Here is an 18,677-nt window from a genome sequence, read left to right as displayed (position 1 = left end):
TCAGGTGCCCTGCAAGATCAGCAGGTTCAAGGCAGCGCGGCGGGCGGTGTCCTCAAGACCCACGCGGCGCAACGTGGCAATGGCCGCCGTCAGATCGACAAGGTTCCCGCGTGAACCATGCGCAAAAAGCTCCATCGTCTCAAGGATCGCTTCGCCCAATTGGTCGTTGGACAGCAGGGCATTGATGTCCGAGGGCACTGGCGCGGCCCATGCAAACCCTTCTGCCACCGCATCCGCTAACGGAGAGGGGGACGGGGCGCGACCGGGATCACCTTGCGCCAACGCCGCCAAAAACTGACTTTCCTCTGATTGATCGGGGGCAGAAAGGGCCGCAGTTTCGTAAAGGTCCGACAACAAAACAATCCGCCACCGCAGTTGCTCGACCGCCGGGTCATCCAATGTAACCTGCGACAACTGACCTGCGAAGAGTTCGGCAAAAGGCACCTCAAGCCCGACGCTGCGCATTTGCTCCCACACGATGGGCAATGCTGTTGCAATGGCGTTCGGGTCGCCCGAGTTCAACGCGGTTTCAAATCGCTGAACGGCTGTAACCCTGTCCCAAACGGCACCCGAGGCAGCCGGGGATCGTTCCGTATAAAGGCCTAGCAACTGGTTCGGTGTCAGGGCACCCATTCGGGTCAGACGCTCGGCCGCTTCGATCTGGGCTTTCCAGCCCGCCACGTCGCGCAGGTCGGCATTTGCAAAGACCCGAGGCAGCGGGGCAGAGGGCAAACGCTCGCCAATGGCTTCGTACAGGCGGAAACTCAGCGGGTCCGGATTTTCCGGCTGCGGCAGGTATTCCGCGTCTTCGAACAGTTCGGGGCTGAGAAAACGGTCAAGGACATCAAGATCCTCGGGGGGCAGGACCTCCAGCGCGTGCGCGGCTTCCAAGGTGAGCGCGGCAGAGGGCCAATCCCCCCGGCGTGCTTTGCAGAAAATCTGGGCGGCATAGTCCTGCGACAGGTGGGGCTGGGCAATCAATGCGGTGCAGCTTCGGTCTTCGTCACCGGTTAGCAAGGTCGCGTCGAACCAGCGTTTGAACCGCTCGCGGCTGTTGGTCGGGCCGGCAAGCTGGACCAGTGACTGCGCGGGATCAGCCGCCCCAAGCTGCATCAGCCGGTCCAAACGCGCCAGCAATAGTGTTTCTTCGGCCTCGGGTCCGGACGGCGCACGCGCCTCGGACAACAGCAAGGTAAACAGAAGGCGTTGCATGGCCGGGTTGTACTTGACCGGGACACGGGCAATCAGTTCCGACAGACGATACGTTTCGCTGTTCTGCCAAAGACCGACGGGCAGGCCGGTTACGGTCGATGAGACAAGGCCCAAGGGTTGCGACAGCGCCTCTAACCGCGTGACCTCGACCTCGGGCCCGAGACCTGTTTGTGTCACCGGTGGTTCCAGCAAAACAGTGCCCGGCAGGTTTTCGGGTGGCTCGCTCAGCCACTCAATAACAGAAAGAGGTTCTTGCTGCGCGTGCACCGAAGTGGCGAGAAACAGCGCAGCAACTGCGGCCTTATTCGACATTCAGGATTACCGGCTCTCGTATCTCTTGCTGCGGGGATGAAAAATCCACGCCGAAGATTGGGCCCAGATAAGCGTAGCCCACCAGCCCGATGAAACACAGGCAAACCAGATATATCAGGAACTTGATCAGACGACCCATTGCTCAACGCTGCCTCAATTTTGTGTTTTGACCAAGTTATAACTGGCATTTTTCTCAAGATCACGTCATTCACGGTGAAATGAGCGAAATTAAGCATAACACCGTGACGTCGGAACCCGATCAGCGCTTCAAACTGCACAAAACGGTGGTTTTGGTGGGGATGATGGGGGCCGGAAAAACTGCTGTGGGTCGTGCCTTGGCCGCAAAGCTTGCCGTTCCATTCCTCGACAGCGATGCCGAGATCGAATCGGCGGCCAATATGACCATTCCGGAAATCTTTGAACGCGACGGTGAGCCTTTCTTTCGTGCGAAGGAAAGTCAGGTCATCGGGCGGCTTTTGGACGAGGAAAAAGGGGTTTTGTCCACCGGCGGGGGCGCGTTTCTGGCCGGTCAGAATCGCCAGATGATTACCGAGCGCGGGGTTTCGGTCTGGTTAAAGGCAGACCTGAACGTGCTGTGGAACCGGGTCAAGCACAAGGACACGCGGCCTTTGCTGCGCACTGAGGACCCTCATGCGACGTTGCGCGCCTTGTACGAGGAACGTGTGCCGGTCTATTCGCGGGCTGACCTTGCCGTGACTTCGGATGGTGAGACGTCGATTGAAAATATGGTGGACAGGGTCGTCGATGCTTTGACGACGCGCCCGGATGTTTTGGAACGGAAATAATGCACCAAACCGTACATGTTGAGCTGGGTGAGCGGTCCTACGATGTAGAGATCGGGCCTGATTTGCTGGGCCAGTCAGGGAAGATGATCGCGCCTTTGCTCAACCGTCCCAAGGTTGCGGTCTTGACGGACGAAAACGTGGCCGCTTTGCATCTGGACGCCCTGCGCGAAGGTCTGGCCGCTGCGGGTATCGAGATGTCGGCGCTGGCTTTGCCCGCTGGGGAAGCCACCAAAAGCTGGCCGCATTTTGAGCGCGCGGTCGAATGGCTGCTGGCCGAAAAGGTCGAACGCCGCGATGTTGTCGTGGCCCTTGGTGGCGGCGTCATCGGTGATCTGGCAGGCTTTGCCGCCGCTGTGTTGCGGCGCGGCGTGCGTTTTGTGCAGATACCGACCTCTTTGCTGGCACAAGTCGACAGTTCGGTCGGAGGGAAAACCGGGATCAACGCGCCGCAGGGGAAAAACCTGATCGGGGCATTTCACCAACCCTCACTGGTTCTGGCCGACACCTCGGTCTTGGGTACAATGACCCAGAGGGATTTCCTGTCAGGCTATGGCGAAGTCGTCAAATATGGTCTGCTGGGCGATGCCGCGTTCTTTGAATGGCTTGAGGCCAACGGCACCGAAGTGTCGGGCGGCGATATGGCCGCGCGCGTCCGGGCCGTGACGCGATCGGTTCAGATGAAAGCCGATATCGTGGCGCGTGACGAAACCGAGCAGGGCGATCGTGCGTTGCTGAACCTTGGCCACACATTCTGTCATGCGTTGGAGGCCGCGACCGGCTATTCCGACCGTTTGCTGCACGGTGAGGGTGTAGCGATAGGTTGCGCGCTTGCGTTTGAGTTGTCGTCGCGCCTTGGCTTGTGCGCGCAGGAAGACCCCAGCCGCGTTCGCGCGCACCTGCGTCAGATGGGCATGAAGACGGACCTTGCCGACATTCCGGGTGATCTTCCCGGCGCAGAGGCGTTGGTCGACCTGATGGCGCAAGACAAGAAGGTCATAGACGGGCAGTTGCGTTTCATTCTGGCACGAGGAATCGGACAGGCATTCGTAACCTCGGATGTCCCGCGCGAAGCTGTCCTGTCGGTGCTTGAGGATGCTCTGGCCGTCGCTTGATCAGCGTCCCCGGATGACCATCAACTCACCGATGTTTTCGCGCGTAATGTAGCCCACCATGTGACCGGCTTTGGTGCAGACCGCTATGGCGGGCGCGCCCTTGTGCAGACCTTCCAGAACAGTCTCCAGCCCGCTGGTGAGTTCGACCTGCGGAATATTGGCCTCCATTATGGATGTGGCGAGGTCTGATCGCGGGGTTTCCGCGGCTAAGGCCGCAAACAAGCGATTGCGGGTAACGAACCCCTTGAGCGTTCCGTCTGTGTCCAGCACCGGAAACTCATGCTGTGTTGTATGTATGACGGCTTGGGCAGCCGTCGCCAGAGTGTCCGAAGGCGAAAGCGACTGGTATTCGGTGATCATCGCATCGCGCGCCATAACCTGCCGCGCGACAGAGCGCATGGCCACATCCTGACTTTCCGCATTGGCTGCAACGAAGACAAATACAGCGATCAGGACCAGCAGCGGATTGCCCGTGCTGAGACCCAAAAAGCCGAAACCCACAGCGACCGCTTGTCCGGCAAGCGCGGCGACCCGAGTTGCCTTGACGCGATCCATTTTCAGGCAAAGCAAGGCGCGAAAGACTCGTCCGCCGTCCATCGGAAAGGCTGGTATCATGTTGAAGGCAGCCAACAGCAGGTTGACATAGGCCAGCCGGTTCAAAAGACCGGGGCTTGTGCTGTCGATTTGGGCCATCGTCTCCAACGGTATTCCGGCCCCAAAAGCGATCAGAATGATCCAGATGACGATGTTTACAGCAGGGCCCGCAAGGGCGACCCAGACTTCCTGCATCGGGTTCTCCGGCATTCGTTCCAGCCGGGCCAGCCCGCCAATGGGTAGCAGGGTAATGTCAGGTGTCTTGATCCCGTAACGCCGAGCCATAAGTGCATGGCCGAATTCATGGGCCACAACACAGGCGAACAGCGCGAGTACGAAGATCAGGTTTTGGACGGCCGCCGATACGCCGCCGCTGGAATAAGCCGCGAACCCGACCCAGGCCAGCAATAGGAAAAAGGTGACATGGACCTTCAGCTCCGACCCAAATAATCGGCCGAGTGAGAAGGACCACGTCATCACCAATCTCCGTTTTGCTTAGAACGGAATCTCGTCGTCGTCGATTCCGCCGGATGCAGGGGCAGGAGAGCCCGAGGGCGCGCCGTAGGGGTCACCATAGCCGCCGCCAGCCTGACCACCGCCATAGCCACCGGACTGGCCACCGCCGTATCCGCCACCGCCGCCTTCACCGCGCGCGTCCAGCATTACCAAGGTGGAACCGAAGCCCTGCAAGACGACTTCGGTCGAGTAGCGATCCTGACCGGATTGATCTTGCCACTTGCGCGTCTGCAGCTGACCCTCAAGGTAAACTTTCGATCCTTTCCGCAGGTATTGCTCGGCCACACGAACAAGCCCTTCGTTGAAGATCGCAACCGAATGCCACTCGGTCCGCTCACGGCGTTCGCCCGTGTTGCGGTCCTTCCATGTTTCAGAGGTGGCGATGCGAAGGTTGCAGACTTTTCCGCCGCTCTGGAACGTCCTGACTTCGGGATCTCGCCCAAGATTTCCGACCAGAATGACCTTGTTGACTGAGCCTGCCATGTATTTCCCCGTTCTAGACTGAATTTGATGCGCCCGAATCTGACGCCGAGTATCTCTGCGACCCTATACGGCCTGCGGCGCGGTTAAAACACAGTTGATGAAGACGGCATCAGGCAGCAAAACACTCAGAATATTTTTACCAAGCTTTCATTTTTTGATGAAATATCTATACTCAGTCGGGTTCGTGGACGAGCGGGATTGGCATTAATGCGTTTTCTGGTTGGTTGGTTTTTAGGGTTTTGCCTTGCGCTGGTCTCAGTTCCGGCTGCGGCTCAGACATTGTCTACCAAAAGCCGTAAAGACATTTTTCTCAAGCAGGCCAAGATATTGGATACCCGTGCGGCGACCCAGTATCGCGATTCCGAACGCCTGAAGCCCAAGCGAAAAACAGCCACGGGGACGTTCAATCAACGCTACAACGGCAAGTACCGCGGCCAATACCTGTCTCTGGCACGTCAAGCGGCCCGCAAGCACAACGTGCCGGAAGAGTTGTTTCTGCGGCTTGTGCAGCAGGAAAGCGGTTGGAACCCCCACGCGGTATCGCACAAGGGCGCGCTGGGTCTGGCGCAGCTGATGCCCGGCACTGCGCAGCTTTTGGGCGTGAATCCACACGATCCAAAGCAGAACCTTGAGGGTGGTGCGCGTTATCTGTCGTGGCAATACCGCAAGTTCAAATCCTGGCGCTTGGCTTTGGCGGCCTATAACGCGGGTCCAAAGGCGGTTGAAAAGCACGGCGGTGTTCCGCCGTACAAGGAAACCCAGAACTACGTGAAGGTCATCTGGGGCGGCTAACCGAACCACTCCGAAAAAAAGAACCGGCACTTTGACCGGTTCTTTTGAAATGAGCGTCTATTCCGCCGCGATTTTGATGACGGGCTCCATCCGGGCCAGGATGTCATCGGCCAGATGGCATTTAATCTGATGACCGTCGGCGAGTGTTTTCACAGGCGGCACGTCATGCTCACACCGTCCATCCGGCACCTCGGATTTCCAGCGGCACCGTGTCTGGAAGGGGCAGCCGGGTGGGGGGCTCATGGCTGACGGAATGTCGCCCTCCAGAACGATATGCTGTTTTTCGATTGACGTATCGGCGATCGGGACGGCGCTCAGCAGGGCCTCGGTATAGGGATGATACGGCGGTGAGAAGACCTGATCCGTCGTTCCCAACTCGACCACATGACCCAGATACATCACCATCACCCGGTCGCTCAGGTACCGTACAATGGACAGGTCATGGCTGATGAACAAAAGCGTGGTTTTGTGTTCGCGCTGAATCTCCATCAGCAGGTCCGTGACGGCAGCTTGCACCGACACATCCAGCGCCGAGACCGGTTCGTCGGCCACAACAATCCGTGCGTCCCCGGCAAAGGCGCGGGCAATACCGACACGCTGCTTTTGCCCACCTGACAACTGCCGCGGCATCCGATCGGCAAAGGCGCGTGGAAGCTTCACCAGGTCCAAAAGCTCCAGCATCCGCTTCTTGCGCTCAGCCTCGGAATTTCCTACGCCGAAAATCTCCAGCGCCCGAATGATCTGACGACCGACGGTCATGGACGGGTTCAGCGTGTCGAACGGGTTCTGGAACACCATCTGCACTTCGCCAACTGTCTTGGCGTCGCGCTCCTCGATCGGCACGGCTTCGATGTTGCGGTTGTCCAGCAGGATCTGACCATCTGTCGCTGTCTCCAGCCCCATCAGAACCTTGGCAAAAGTGGATTTGCCACAACCCGACTCGCCTACGATGGCCAAGGTCTCGGACTCATGAGCTTCGAAACTCAGCGTCTCATTGGCTTTCACAACCTTCTTCTCACCGCCACCGAACAGGGCATTCGCAGCCACCTCATAATATTTCTTGAGGTTGTCCATCTTCAGAACGGTGCGACCGATTTCGGCCTTTTCCTTCTGCTCAGACACTGTGATCGGCGCGTTCCAGTCGATCTCCTTGAACTTCAGGCACCGCGTATGGTGGCGGTCATTGCCCGGCACGGCCTCCATCAGAATGTTCTGCGCGTCACACCGGCCTTCCTCGAAATAGTCGCAGCGCGGCCCGAAATTGCACCCCGGCGGACGTTCATGCGGCAAAGGGAAGTTTCCGGGGATGGCCACCAGAGGACGCGCATTCTTATCCGCCCCGGGCAGGGGGATTGAGCGGAACAGCGCCTGCGTATACGGGTGTTGCATTTCGTCGAACACGTCATGGATTGATCCGCGCTCAACAGCCTCACCGGAATACATCACGCAAAGCCGGTCACAGGTCTCCAGCACCAGACCAAGGTTGTGCGAGATGAACAGCATCGAGGTGCCGTATTTCTTGCCAAGATCCTTGACCAGCTCGACCACGGCAGCCTCAACCGTTACGTCCAGCGCCGTCGTAGGCTCATCCAGTATCAAAAGCGCGGGCTTCGACATCAGCGCCATTGCGATCACGATCCGCTGCTGCTGTCCCCCCGACAACTGATGCGGGAAAGAGTTCAGCATCCGCTCAGGGTCAGGCAGGCGCACGTCGGTGACCACTTCAAGCGCGCGCGCATAAGCCTCTTCAGCGCCGACGCCTTCGTGGATCATCGGCACTTCCATCAACTGCTTGCCGATCTTCATGGCCGGGTTCAACGAGGCCATCGGCTCCTGATAGATCATCGCGATCTCATTGCCGCGAATATCGCGCAGCTCGTCGGATGTCATCTCGGCCAGATCGCGCCCTTTGAATTTGATCGTACCGCCCACGATGCGCCCATTTTTGCCAAGGTCCTGCATGACCCCCAGCGCAACGGTGGATTTGCCGCACCCGGATTCTCCGACCAGTCCGACAGCCTCTCCGGGCTGCACACTGACCGAGAAATCCATCACAGCCGGTATCTCGCGCAAACGGGTGAAAAACGAAATCGACAGCTTGTCGATCTCAAGAATTGGCCCGTCATAATCCGCCAGTTTGTTCATCTTGCTTACTCCTCGCGAGAGTCAGGGGATCCCCTTCATCTGGCTAAAAATATCCTGGGGGTCCGGGGGCAAAGCCCCCGGCCTTCGATCACAATCAGTCCTTCAGACTTTCTTCGCGCAGACCATCCGCCAAAAGGTTCAAACCAAGAACCAGCGACAACAAGGCCAAAGCAGGCGGTAGGGCCGGGTGCAGATAGATCGACAACAGCTTACGCCCTTCGTTGATCGTGGACCCCCAGTCCGGGCTCTCCGGCGGCAATCCCAGTCCAAAGAAACCCAAAGTCCCCAAAAGGATAGTGGTATAGCCAATCCGCAGACAGAAATCGACGATCAGCGGACCCCGTGCATTTGGCAGGATTTCCCACAGCATGATGTACCACGGCCCTTCACCGCGTGTCTGAGCGGCGGCGACATAGTCGCGGGTTTTGATGTCCATCGCCAATCCGCGCACGATACGGAACACGGTTGGTGAGTTCACAAAAACCACCGAGACAAAGACGACCAGAATTCCTCCGGGCACGTCAAAAAGGTCCAGATAGGTGGGCAATCCCCAAATGCTGTAGTTGTCGGTGTTAACGATGTATCCGCTTGTAGAGATCAGCGACAGATACAGCCACAGCGCGACACCCAGAACGCCAATCAAAAGCGGTGTGCGGAACGTCGGCCTTGTGTAATAGCGCGAGTTCAGAAGCACACCAAGGAAGATGATCGGGAAGATGAACAGGATGGCCGCCATATAGTTGGGCACCCCTGTTGCCACGATCTCGGGCGTCACAAGCAGGTAGAACAGCAGGATCACCGGGAAGGCCAGGATCAGGTTCGCCAGGAAAGACAACAGCGTGTCCAAACGACCACCGTAGTAACCGGCGGGCAGGCCCAGCGTGATCCCGACCATGAAGGCGAACATCGTCGCCAGCGGAGCGATCTGAACGACGATCCACGCCCCTTTGACCATGCGGCTGAACACGTCCCGGGCAAGATTGTCGCCCCCTAGCAAATACCACGCATATTCCCCGTCTTCGATGCTGGGCAGGGGCGTTCCGGGCACCTTGTTTTTCATCCCCGAAACCTGCGAGAGCGGGTCATGCGTCACGATCAGGTCAAGCGCGCCAAAGATACCGGTAAACACCCAGAACATCACAAGACCAAAGCCGATCATACCAATCGGGCTGTCAAACAGTTTGCCGTACAAACCCAGCTTGCGTTTGAACGCGATCGACATGGCATAGAGAAGGACCAACGACAACCAGACAGGCAGGAATTGTTGGGCCATAGCCCCGATGATGCCTGCGCTTGTCCCCATGACGACACCTAAAACGATATAGGCAACGCCCAAACCAACGCTTGCCAGAAAGCTAAAGCGCAGCACGGTTTGAATGAGGTTTCGCACGCCCGATCCAGATGTCAGCGTCCCATCCGGGTTCACGGTCATCTGGGGTTCCGGCAGGATGAAGCTGGCCAGTATCCAGGCCAGGATCGAAATAACCATCAGCGCCAAGGCGATGGCCAGTAACGGGTTCAGGAAGGCGATAGAGCCGGTCCAGGTAAGTGGTTCCATGATCTATCCCTCCTTACGAAATACGGATGCGTGGGTTGAGGTAGACATAGCCGATATCCGAAATCAGCTGCGTCACCAGCACCACAAAGACCGACACGACCGAAATCGCGAGCAGGAGCTGGATGTCATTGTTCCCCGCCGCCTGCACCAGCGCCCAGCCAAAGCCCTTGTAGTTGAACAGGGTCTCGACGATCACCACACCATTCAGCAGCCATGGGAACTGCAGCATGATTACGGTGAACGGCGCGATCAGCGCGTTGCGCAGCGCGTGTTTCATGACGATGTTGGGGAACGAGACGCCTTTCAGTCGGGCGGTTCGGATGTATTGCGCCGTCATCACCTCGGTCATCGAGGCGCGCGTCATACGGGCAATATAGCCCATTCCGTATAGCGCAATGGTCAGCACCGGCAGGAAAAAGTTCTCGAACGTTGGGTTTTCCATGGCTTGCGTGGCGGTCCCTTTGAACCACTTCAAGCCGACCGCAGACGAGGTGAAGATTGCGATGAAGATAACACCCGACACATATTCCGGCGTTGCCGTGGTGGTGATCGCAAAGGTCGAAAGGGTCCGGTCGGTGGCTGACCCTTCTTTCATGCCCGCCAGAATTCCAAGGATCAAAGCGGATGGAACCATCAGCAGCATGACCCAGAACATCAGACGGCCCGTCAGTGCAAGCCGGTTACCAACAACAGTTGAGACTTCTTCTTTGAAGACCGTCGAATATCCCCAATACCCCTGCAAAATCCCGCAGAAATTCGGAGATTCTTCGGCTGTTTTGCCGGGCAGGATACATCTGCCTTGCACCGTGCCGTCTTCATTCGTGTGTCTGTACGAAGGTAAAACACCCAGCCATTCGCCATATTTTATGGGCGTTGGCTGAAGGTAGCCGCCTTTTTCCAGAAAGCTTTCGACTTGCTCGTCCGACATCCTGAAATTGCCCTGCGTCTTCGCCAGCTTTTCAAGGTTCGGATAGAGGTTGGTCAGAAAGAAGACCAGGAAGGTAAGGCACAGTGCGGTCAACAGCATAATGCCGACGCGCCTTAGTATGAAAAGTCCCATGGTAGCCCCTGTTGGTAGGCTAGCGTGTCGGCGGGTTCGCCGCACGCATCGCTGTTATTCTGGTCGCCGTAATCAGGACGAAAAGGCCGCACCCAACGGGCGCGGCCTTGTGTTTTTTGGCTTAGGAAACGATGCCGAACTTATACAGTTGCGGCAGGTCCGCGATGTGCTTTTCGACACCCACCATGTTGTCACGGTGGTGGCGCATTGCGGTCCTCCAATATGGCTGGATGACGACGCCTTCGTCGATCATGATCGCCTGCAGCTTGGCCATCACCTCGCGGCGCTTGTCGACGTCCGCGATCGAGTTCGCTTCGGCCAGCAGCGTATCGAACTCGTCATTGGCAAAGCCGGATTCGTTCCAGGCCACCCCAGACTTGTAGGCCAGCGCCAGAACCTGTGTGCCCAGCGGACGGTGGTTCCAGTTGGTCGACGAGTAGGGGTACTTGGTCCAGTCGTTCCAGAAGGTCGAGCCAGGCAGGATCGTGTGCTTGGCCTTGATGCCCGCATCGTTCAGCTGTGCGACGACAGCCGCAGTTGTGTTGCGACGCCAGTCATCGTCGATGGACTGAACTTCATGCTCGAAGTCGCCCATTCCCGCTTCATCCATCAGCGCTTTTGCCGCGGCTGGATCATAGGGGATGCGGGTTACGGCCGAGTCATATTCAGGGTGCATCGGACCGACGTGGCAGTTGTCTGCGGGAATGCCGTAACCTGACATACCAAGCTCAAGACAGATTTCGTTATCGACCGCCATGGCCAGAGCCTGACGGACACGCTTGTCGCCATAGATCTTGTTGCCATTCTCATCTTCGGCCAGCTGGTTGGGGCGAATGACGATGGTAAAGCCCGACGGGATTTCAGAACGCACAAGGCCGATGCTGTCAAAGATATCGACAAACTCGCCGACCGACTCCCAGTTCATGTCGATCTCTTCGGCCTCATAAGCAGCCAGGAATGCCGCAGGGTCGGTGCCGTAGTCGATGAACTCGATCCGGTCGATATAGCCGCCTTTGCCGGCCTCATAGCCCCACCATTCGAAACCTTCGTTGCGTACAAGAACGCCTTTGACTCCAACTTCGTGGCTTTCGGGGATCATGAAGCCGGTGCCGACCGGGTTGGCCAGAATGTTGTTTGCGTCAAAGCTGCTGTGGACGATTGCACCCGGATAGTCGGCCATGCCCGGAATGATGGTGATGTCCGGGGCGCTGCACTTCAGCTTTACGGTATGAGAATCGACAACTGTGATGGCACCATCAGCGGCTTTCTGAGTGCTCTCATCCACAAGCGACGCCATACGTGACGCCATCGAGTTGCCCTCGAGCCCTGCGTCACACCAGCCTTCGATGTTGCGCGCGACGTCTTCGGCGGTGAAGTCGTCACCGTTGTTCCACTTGACGCCCTTGCGGACGTTCAGAGTGTACTCGGTCGCGTCATCATTTGCTTCCCAGCTTTCCAGCAGCATGGGCTTGAATGAGCCGTCATTGTTGTACTCGACCAGATACTCCAGCCAGCCTGCGGTGAAGGTGGCGATCTGTGTCCAGTCATAGGTGCGCGGGTCTTTCAGGGCGCGGACTTCCATCTGATAGCGAATGGTGCCGCCACGCTGAGGTTCCTGAGCGGCTGCGGGTGATTGCAGACCGATCATGCCATATGCGGCTGGCACCGCGACGCCCAACGCTGTTGCGCGCGCCATGAATTCGCGTCGGCTAAGCTTACCGTCCCGATACTCTTGCGCATGCATTTCTGCAGCCCAGTGCATCGGTGCTCCGGTGATTGTTTGGTTTTCCATTTATGTCTCTCCCTGTGACATAGATTTTTTGTCGGTAAAGTTACGAACAGCTCAGACCCGAACAAGTCGGGCAGCAGGTTCTCGGGTTCGTGTTTTTCGAATTTTGACCATCCCCATGACGACATTCGGCACCAGATTTTAAATCAGGTCAATGTTCGAAATCGTCATTCGAGGCACAAAAGCGACATCGGCGGTATGAGATTATCGGCAACACCGCCCGGCGAACGCGCCTCGGTCCGTCCTTTTGCCTGCGTCGGAATCAGGGATTCGTGGGAATTTGCGCTCGTGGTGAAATTGCAGGTGCCAGAGACTTTCCCGCGTAAGGTATCACTTTGAGAAATCTACCCGATTCCAGGATTTCATCCGTGCGCGGAACCATGTCCGCTGGCGCTTGGCAAACTGCCGGGTCGATATTGTCGCGCGCTCACGGGCGTCTTCCAACGACATGTGACCATCAAGGTAAGCCACAAGTTCGGGTACGCCGATGGCTTTACAGGCAGGAAGCGCGGGATCGTACCTGTCGCGCATGGCTTCCACTTCCTCAAGGGCGCCAGTGTTAAGCATCATGTCAAAACGGCGCGTGATCCTGTCCAGAAGCCATTGTTTGTCCACGTCAAAAACTATGGGCACGGTGTCTTGTAACCGCAGTATCGGGGGCGGTGTATCGGCCTGCCAGTCGCGCAGGCTTCGGCCCGTGGACCGTTGCACCTCCCAGGCACGTTGAACACGGGCGCGGTTTTGTGTGTCGATGCCCGCCAGAGTTTCGGCATCGACCCCATCCATAAGGGTGGTCAGGTCCAGAGCGTCTGCCTCGGCCCGGACGTCGGCAGGGGTGGCAGGAATATCCGCCATACCTTCGGTGAGGGCCGAGAAATACAGCCCGGTCCCGCCCACGATGATCGGGCGTTGACCTCCTGCCAATATCGGTTTGATGTCGCGCAGCCAGTGGCCCGTTGAATACTCCTGATCATACCGGACATGGCCGTATAAAACGTGCGGTGCGCGTGCTTCTTCTTCGGCCGAAGGGCGGGCCGAAATCACGCGCCAACAGTCATATACCTGACTGGCATCTGCATTGACGATGGCGCCGCCGAACCGTTCAGCGATCTCTAAGGCCAATGCGGATTTTCCAGACGCCGTCGGGCCAGCGATCAGCACCGGAACACCATCCGAAATTCTGGGCAGGCGATCCAAAATCTGCAGAGTTTTTGCACTGGTCATCCCGGCACGCCTCATTCCTTACCATCCGCATTGAACCTGCCGAGGTTTTGCTTCATTTTGCGCCGGAATTAAACCCGTGCCAGCCCGGAGCGCAACATGAGCCTTTCCCCGACAACCGACACCGTTGAACCCCCGAAAACAAAGTACAAGCGCGTGATGCTGAAAATATCCGGAGAAGCGCTTATGGGGGATCAGGGCTTTGGCCTGCATCCGCCAACCGTTCAGCGCATCGCGCAAGAGGTGAAATCCGTTCACGATCTGGGCGTTGAAATCTGCATGGTCATTGGCGGCGGCAACATTTTCCGTGGCCTAAGCGGTTCGGCACAGGGGATGGAGCGCACGACCGCTGATTACATGGGAATGCTGGCGACCGTGATGAACGCGCTTGGGATGCAGTCCGCCTTGGAAGAAGTCGGCGTATTTACCCGCGTTATCTCGGCCATTCGGATGGACGAGGTCTGTGAACCCTATATCCGCCGCCGCGCCGTTCGCCACCTTGAGAAAAAGCGGGTTTGCATTTTCGCCGCCGGGACCGGAAACCCGTACTTCACCACGGACACTGCCGCGACGCTGCGGGCCAATGAAATGGCGTGCGAGGCGATCTTCATGGGTAAAAACGGTGTTGATGGCGTGTATGACAAAGACCCTAAAGAACACGCCGATGCCGTGCGCTATGATACGGTGACCTATGACGATGTGCTGGCCAAGCGACTGCGGGTGATGGATGCATCGGCCATTGCGCTTGCGCGAGACAACAACCTGCCGCTGATCGTTTTTGGTCTGGATGAACCGGGCGGCTTCCGCGGTATTCTCGCGGGCGAGGGGACTTACACCAAGGTTCAGGGTTAAATAACCCAATTCACGTCGCAAAGCCGGGCTTAAACGCCCGGCTTTTTTATGTGTCGTGATTGCAGGCCCGCTTGACGACAAATGCTGTTCTGGGCAATTTGGCCCCGTCCTTGTGATCCGCAAGGGCTGCCGGTGTTTCGAAGGCACAGGCTGGGCTGGAAGACCTGCCATGATTTTCGAGGGGACCGAAATCATGCGCGGGCTCCTCATGGATTTATGCGCATGATCAAGGAGGCCCGTGCCATGAGCACTCTGGATATCAATTTTGTTCGGTCACAGTTCCCCGCGTTTTCCGAACCCAGCCTGCAAGGGCAGGCGTTTTTTGAGAATGCGGGCGGTTCTTACACCTGCAAACCGGTTCTCGACCGGCTGACCCGTTATTATACCAAGCGCAAGGTTCAACCTTATGGCCCCTATGAGGCCAGCCGTTTGGCGGGTGAGGAAATGGACGAGGCCCGCAGCCGGATGGCCGCTATTTTGGGCGTTGAAACGGATGAGCTGAGCTTTGGCCCGTCAACAACTCAGAACACTTATGTTATGGCGCAGGCATTCCGCCAATGGATGAAGCCCGGCGAGGCGATTGTTGTGACCAATCAGGATCACGAAGCGAACTCGGGCCCTTGGCGGCGGCTTGAGGATGACGGCATCGAAATCCGTGAATGGCAGATCGACCCCGAGACCGGGTCCCTGAACCCGCACGATCTTGAACACCTGCTGGACGAAAAGGTGCGTCTTGTCTGTTTCCCGCACTGCTCGAACGTGATCGGAGAGATTAACCCGGTTACCGAAATCACCGCCATCGCGCATGCGGCGGGCGCTTTCGTCTGCGTTGACGGCGTTTCATATGCACCGCACGGGTTTCCCAATGTTGGGGACCTTGGGCCGGATATCTATCTGTTTTCCGCCTACAAGACCTATGGGCCGCACCAGGGCTGCATGGTTGTCCGGCGATCTTTGGGGGACCTGCTGCCCAACCAGGCGCATTATTTCAACGCGGATGCGCTGTATAAACGCTTTACACCTGCCGGTCCTGACCACGCGCAAATCGCGGCGAGCGCAGGTATGGCGGATTACGTCGACCTTCTGTGTGACCATCACAACGGGCCGGACGGCGACGCCACGGAACGCGGTGCCTTTGTTCACGACCTTATGCGCGCGCAAGAAGTGGCCTTGCTTCAGCCGGTTCTGGACGCAGTCAAGGATCGCAACGCCATTCGGCTGATTGGAACGTCGGATGCAAGCAAACGTGCCCCGACAGTTGCGATGGCCCTCACGCGCAACGCCGAGCAGGTCGCGGCTGATCTCGTGGATTATGGCATCATGGCCGGTGGCGGCGACTTCTACGCCGTGCGTCCGTTGCAGGCGATGGGGGTCGATCTGACCCAAGGCGTGCTGCGGGTCAGCTTTACGCACTACACCTCTCAGCAGGAAATTGATCAATTATTGAATGCACTTGACGCCGTTTTGTGATCCAGTTTCCGCTCTGTTTCGTAGATCGAAGAAAACAGGGCGAAAATGGAAAACGAGCGGCCACCGATTATTGTTTGGTTCCGACGGGACTTGCGCCTGTCGGACCATCCCGCGCTGACCGAAGCTGCTGCGTCCGGGCGACCGGTTATTCCACTGTTTATTCTGGATGATCAGGCCGAAGCGCTTGGGTCTGCACCGAAATGGCGTTTGGGATTGAGCGTGGATGCTCTGGCGCGGGCACTGAACAATCTGGGTAGTCGTTTGGTTCTGCGTCGCGGGCGTGCGCTTGCTGTTCTTGAAGACCTCGTCGCGCAGACTGGAGCAACGGCTGTATACTGGTCTAGGGCATACGATCCCGATGCGATTGCACGGGATACCGAAATAAAGTCGTGGTTGTCTGAGCAGGGCGTTAAGGCGAGATCCTTCGCGGGTCACCTCTTGTTCGAGCCCTGGACCGTAGCAACCAAATCCGGTCAGCCGTTTCGCGTTTTCACGCCAATGTGGAAGGCAATAAAAGGCCGGGATGTCGCGTTTCCCGAGCCTGCCCCTACAACACTGACCGGACCGCAGATTTGGCCGAATTCCGACGACTTGTCAGAGTGGAACCTGGCTTCGGGCATGAACCGGGGGGCGGCAATCGTGGCCCCATATGTGCGGGCAGGCGAAGTGGCTGCGAGCAAAGCGCTGCACGGCTTTTTGGATCGGATTTCGTGTTACTCCGAAAACAGGGACCGGCTGGATCGTGATGCAACGTCCAATCTGTCCGAATACCTGTCTTTGGGGGAAATCAGTCCGCGCACCGTATGGCATTCGGTTCAAAACGCGGCGTTGACCGGCGTGTCAGAGACCGATGCCTTCTTGCGCCAGCTTGCGTGGCGAGAGTTCGCGTACCACCTGATGTTTCATACGCCCCACCTGTTAACGGATAACTGGAGGCCAGAGTGGGAGGCGTTTTCGTGGAATACGGACGTCACTCGTCCCGAAGTGGTTGCATGGCAAACGGCCAGAACCGGAATTCCAGTGGTGGATGCCGCGATGCGCCAGATGTACGTGACCGGTCGGATGCACAATCGGTCGCGCATGATCACAGCCAGTTACTTGACCAAGCATCTGATGACGCACTGGAAAATTGGGATGCGGTGGTTTGAGGACTGCCTGATCGACTGGGATCCGGCGTGTAACGCGATGGGCTGGCAGTGGGTCGCAGGCTCGGGCCCTGATGCTTCGCCGTTTTTTCGGATTTTCAACCCGCTGACCCAGCAAGAGAAATTCGATCCCAACGGGGATTATGTGCGCAAATGGATCGCCGAAGGGCAATCAAACCCGCCCGCAACGGCACGTACGTATTTTGACGCTGTTCCACGTTCATGGGGCCTGGCGGAGACGGAGTTGTATCCCGACCCAATCGTTGAATTACCCGTCGGTCGCGCACGAGCGCTTGCGGCGTACGAGGGCCGAATAAACCAGTAAGGAACTGAAAACTTGCCAGAAACACAATCTCATCCTAGCCTGAAACAACAACCGCACAGGGGAAAGCGGATGATCCATACGACGACAGAGGGACAAAAGGGCCTGCCGAGATATTTCGCGCAAGTTCTGAAGATGCTGAACAAGATGGAGTCCGGGCGATTGGATATCGCTCTGCCGGATGGTCGCATCTTTCGCTCGGAAGGTGCCAAGCCCGGACCGGTCGCGCGGGTGGATATTCACAACCCCGACGTTTTCGCACGCCTGATCCGCGAAGGTGAGCTGGGCTTTTCCGACGCCTATCTGGAAGGAGACTGGAGTACCCCGGACCTGCGGTCTTTCATGGATCTCGTGCATTTGGGTACCGAGACCGTGTATGACGACTTTACCGGTAAGTTTCTCGTTCAGGCCTATGAACGTCTGCGGTTCTGGTTGCACGGCAACAGTCGGAAACAGGCGAAAAAGAACATCTCGTATCACTATGATTTAGGTAATGATTTCTATGCCTTGTGGCTGGATGATACGATGACCTATTCCAGCGCATTGTTTGAGACGGGGCAGGAAAGTCTCGAAAATGCACAAACGGCAAAATACGCCAGTTTGGTCGATGAAATGGGCGCAAAGCCGGGGGATCATATTCTTGAAATTGGTTGCGGCTGGGGTGGGTTCGCAGAATACGCCGCGAAGGAGCGTGGCTTGCGGGTCACAGGGTTGACGATCAGCGAAGAACAGTTGAGGTTTGCCCGGCAGAGAATTGAAAATGCAGGTCTTTCCGACTTGGTTGAGTTCAAGCTGCAGGACTATCGTGACGAGCGGGGCCAGTATGACGGCATCGCGTCGATTGAGATGTTCGAAGCGGTTGGGCAAAAATACTGGCCTGTGTATTTTGAGACGGTGCGAGAGCGTCTGAAGCCCGGGGCGCAGGCGACGTTACAGATAATAACCGTCGCGGATCACAGATGGGATGTTTACCGTAACGGCGTTGATTTCATTCAGAAATATATCTTTCCGGGCGGAATGCTTCCAGCGCCGTCTGTGTTGAAAGAGCAGGTCACCCAAGCCGGGCTGAATGTCGTAACATCAAAGGAGTTCGGCAAAAGTTACGATCTGACTCTGCGACGCTGGTACGAGACGTTCAACGATAAATGGGACGTCATTTCCGAACTGGGATTTGATGAGCGTTTTCGCCGCATGTGGAATTATTATTTGACCGCCTGCGGCGCAGCCTTTGACACTGGCAATTGCGATGTGACACAGATTACCGTAGCAAAACCAGCGTAGTGAACGG

The 18,677-nt window shown here is 57.4% G+C and carries 16 protein-coding genes; 7 read left to right on the top strand and 9 right to left on the bottom strand.

What is annotated here, in order from left to right; all coding sequences use genetic code 11:
- Together ACR0MS_RS02795 and ACR0MS_RS02790 are read right to left on the bottom strand one after the other, a co-directional pair.
- Window positions 1-1,524 carry a hypothetical protein gene (locus ACR0MS_RS02795; RefSeq protein WP_480569519.1) on the bottom strand — a complete coding sequence of 508 codons (1,524 nt, stop codon included), beginning with the start codon at window positions 1,522-1,524 and terminating at the stop codon, window positions 1-3.
- Window positions 1,514-1,663, bottom strand: coding sequence for a hypothetical protein (locus tag ACR0MS_RS02790; RefSeq protein ID WP_480569522.1), 150 nt, complete (start codon window positions 1,661-1,663; stop codon window positions 1,514-1,516). The genes ACR0MS_RS02795 and ACR0MS_RS02790 overlap by 11 nt, the downstream gene beginning before the upstream one ends.
- Before the next feature lie 79 nt (window positions 1,664-1,742).
- Between ACR0MS_RS02790 and ACR0MS_RS02785 the strand changes: the two genes are divergently transcribed.
- On the top strand, window positions 1,743-2,330 hold the full coding sequence (locus ACR0MS_RS02785; RefSeq protein ID WP_480569525.1) for a shikimate kinase: 588 nt from the start codon (window positions 1,743-1,745) through the stop codon (window positions 2,328-2,330).
- On the top strand, window positions 2,330-3,442 hold the full coding sequence (gene aroB / locus ACR0MS_RS02780) for a 3-dehydroquinate synthase (protein WP_480569528.1): 1,113 nt from the start codon (window positions 2,330-2,332) through the stop codon (window positions 3,440-3,442). Before ACR0MS_RS02785 ends, aroB begins: the two co-directional genes overlap by 1 nt.
- On the opposite strand, the gene ACR0MS_RS02775 is transcribed toward aroB, so the two are convergent.
- Together ACR0MS_RS02775 and ssb are read right to left on the bottom strand one after the other, a co-directional pair.
- The gene (locus ACR0MS_RS02775; RefSeq protein WP_480569531.1) at window positions 3,443-4,513 is read right to left on the bottom strand and encodes a site-2 protease family protein; all 1,071 of its coding nucleotides are present in this window, start codon (window positions 4,511-4,513) and stop codon (window positions 3,443-3,445) included.
- 18 nt (window positions 4,514-4,531) lie between these two features.
- The gene (ssb, locus tag ACR0MS_RS02770; protein WP_480569534.1) at window positions 4,532-5,035 is read right to left on the bottom strand and encodes a single-stranded DNA-binding protein; all 504 of its coding nucleotides are present in this window, start codon (window positions 5,033-5,035) and stop codon (window positions 4,532-4,534) included.
- Window positions 5,036-5,242: 207 nt separating this feature from the next.
- On the opposite strand from ssb, the gene ACR0MS_RS02765 reads away from it, so the two are divergent.
- Complete coding sequence (locus tag ACR0MS_RS02765; RefSeq protein ID WP_480569537.1) at window positions 5,243-5,827, top strand: lytic transglycosylase domain-containing protein; 585 nt, start codon at window positions 5,243-5,245, stop codon at window positions 5,825-5,827.
- Between the two features lie 57 nt (window positions 5,828-5,884).
- Here ACR0MS_RS02765 and ACR0MS_RS02760 read toward each other — a convergent pair whose 3' ends face one another.
- The 5 genes from ACR0MS_RS02760 to miaA all read right to left on the bottom strand — a co-directional run bounded on the left by ACR0MS_RS02760 (window position 5,885) and on the right by miaA (window position 13,603).
- Window positions 5,885-7,972 (bottom strand): dipeptide ABC transporter ATP-binding protein, encoded by a 2,088-nt coding sequence (locus tag ACR0MS_RS02760; protein WP_180883508.1) that lies wholly within the window; start codon window positions 7,970-7,972, stop codon window positions 5,885-5,887.
- A 94-nt stretch (window positions 7,973-8,066) separates the two neighbouring features.
- A complete protein-coding gene (locus ACR0MS_RS02755) occupies window positions 8,067-9,530 on the bottom strand; it encodes an ABC transporter permease (protein ID WP_480569541.1) in 1,464 nt (487 codons plus the stop codon).
- Between the two features lie 13 nt (window positions 9,531-9,543).
- On the bottom strand, window positions 9,544-10,590 hold the full coding sequence (locus ACR0MS_RS02750) for an ABC transporter permease (RefSeq protein WP_171121212.1): 1,047 nt from the start codon (window positions 10,588-10,590) through the stop codon (window positions 9,544-9,546).
- A gap of 121 nt (window positions 10,591-10,711) precedes the next feature.
- Window positions 10,712-12,382 carry an ABC transporter substrate-binding protein gene (locus ACR0MS_RS02745; protein WP_480569544.1) on the bottom strand — a complete coding sequence of 557 codons (1,671 nt, stop codon included), beginning with the start codon at window positions 12,380-12,382 and terminating at the stop codon, window positions 10,712-10,714.
- A 327-nt stretch (window positions 12,383-12,709) separates the two neighbouring features.
- On the bottom strand, window positions 12,710-13,603 hold the full coding sequence (miaA, locus tag ACR0MS_RS02740) for a tRNA (adenosine(37)-N6)-dimethylallyltransferase MiaA (protein WP_480569547.1): 894 nt from the start codon (window positions 13,601-13,603) through the stop codon (window positions 12,710-12,712).
- A gap of 96 nt (window positions 13,604-13,699) precedes the next feature.
- Here miaA and pyrH point away from each other — a divergent pair, with 96 nt between their 5' ends.
- The 4 genes from pyrH (at window position 13,700) to ACR0MS_RS02720 (ending at window position 18,670) form a co-directional block, all read left to right on the top strand.
- On the top strand, window positions 13,700-14,452 hold the full coding sequence (gene pyrH, locus ACR0MS_RS02735) for a UMP kinase (protein ID WP_480569550.1): 753 nt from the start codon (window positions 13,700-13,702) through the stop codon (window positions 14,450-14,452).
- A 243-nt stretch (window positions 14,453-14,695) separates the two neighbouring features.
- Window positions 14,696-15,922: an aminotransferase class V-fold PLP-dependent enzyme gene (locus ACR0MS_RS02730; RefSeq protein ID WP_480569553.1), complete on the top strand. Its 1,227-nt coding sequence runs from the start codon at window positions 14,696-14,698 to the stop codon at window positions 15,920-15,922.
- 45 nt (window positions 15,923-15,967) lie between these two features.
- A complete protein-coding gene (locus ACR0MS_RS02725; RefSeq protein ID WP_480569556.1) occupies window positions 15,968-17,392 on the top strand; it encodes a cryptochrome/photolyase family protein in 1,425 nt (474 codons plus the stop codon).
- A 69-nt stretch (window positions 17,393-17,461) separates the two neighbouring features.
- Window positions 17,462-18,670 carry a class I SAM-dependent methyltransferase gene (locus ACR0MS_RS02720; RefSeq protein WP_480569559.1) on the top strand — a complete coding sequence of 403 codons (1,209 nt, stop codon included), beginning with the start codon at window positions 17,462-17,464 and terminating at the stop codon, window positions 18,668-18,670.
- The last annotated feature ends 7 nt before the right edge of the window (window positions 18,671-18,677 follow it).

The organism is Ruegeria sp. CJ2 (genome assembly GCF_056536745.1).
The sequence above is the reverse complement of the archived record's forward strand: the minus strand, read 5'-3'. Positions and strand labels throughout refer to the sequence as shown.